The following is a 1,077-nucleotide window of genomic DNA, read 5'->3' as shown; positions in this document are numbered from 1 at the left end:
CCGCGGTTTGGGCCGTGGGCGGGGTTGGGGTTGCAGGTGGTTGTGGTGGTGGTGTTGGTGGTGCGGCGGGTGTGGCCGTTGGTGGTGTTGGGTGTGGCGACGGTGTCGGCGGTGTTGATGTCGTTGTCGGTGTGGTTGGTGCCGGGGTTGTTGGTGACGTCGGTGGATGGGTCGGGGGTGTGGGTGCCGTTGGCGGCGCCGTTTGCGGCGTATTCGGCGGTGGTGTATTCGTCGCGGCCGCGGGGTGCGTGGGTGTTGACGGGTGTGTTGACGGTGGTGGCGACGCGGTTGTGGGAGTTGTCGTTTGCGGTGGCGGCGTCGGGGGTGTTGTTGACGGCGGTGCCGGCGTTGTTGGGGATGTATGTGGCGGCGCGGCGGGGGTTGATTGTGGCGTTGACGGAGCGGGCTGAGCGGGCGGAGCGGGAGCAGTTTTTGTTGGCGGAGCGGGCGCGGGCGGAGGAGCGGGTGCGTTTGGCGGGGGAGATGCATGATGTGGTGACGCATCGGGTGTCGTTGATGGTGTTGCAGGCGGGGGCGTTGCGGGTGGTGTCGTCGGATGAGCGGGTGCGGGCGGAGGCGGAGGGGTTGCGGGCTGCGGGGTGTCAGGCGTTGGAGGAGTTGCGGGATTTGGTGGGGGTGCTCCGGTCTCCGGAGAGTGCGGTGGGGTTGGTGGGTTCGGGTGTCGGGGCGGGTGTGGGGTCTGATCCTGGTGTGGGGGTGGGTGATTGGGGGTTGTCGGTGTTGGTGGAGGAGTCGCGGGCGGTGGGGGTTGAGGTGGAGTTGAGTGAGTCGGGGGATCGTTCGGTGTCGTCGCCGGTGGTGGCGCGGACGGCGTTTCGGATTGTGCAGGAGGCGTTGACGAATGTGCGGAAGCATGCGCCGGGGAGTGGGGTGCGGGTGGAGGTGCGGTATGAGGCGGATCGGGTGCGGTTGAGGGTGCGGAATTCGGCGCCGACGGCGGTGGTGGACCGGGAGTTGGCGTCGTCTGGTTCGGGGAGCGGGTTGAAGGGGCTGCGGCAGCGGGTCGAGCTGGTCGGCGGGACCTTCGAGTCCGGACCACGCCCCGACGGCGGCTTC

1 protein-coding gene is annotated in these 1,077 nt (G+C 68.9%); it reads left to right on the top strand.

What is annotated here, in order from left to right:
- Positions 1–45: 45 nt before the first annotated feature.
- Positions 46–1,077: sensor histidine kinase (locus tag STRAU_RS23750; RefSeq protein ID WP_203227456.1), on the top strand; the 1,032-nt coding region annotated here is incomplete at its 3' end.

It is taken from the genome of Streptomyces aurantiacus JA 4570 (genome assembly GCF_000414115.1).
Classification (GTDB): domain Bacteria; phylum Actinomycetota; class Actinomycetes; order Streptomycetales; family Streptomycetaceae; genus Streptomyces; species Streptomyces aurantiacus_A.
Note: the sequence above shows the minus strand (reverse complement) of the source record. Positions and strands in the feature narration are given on the sequence as shown.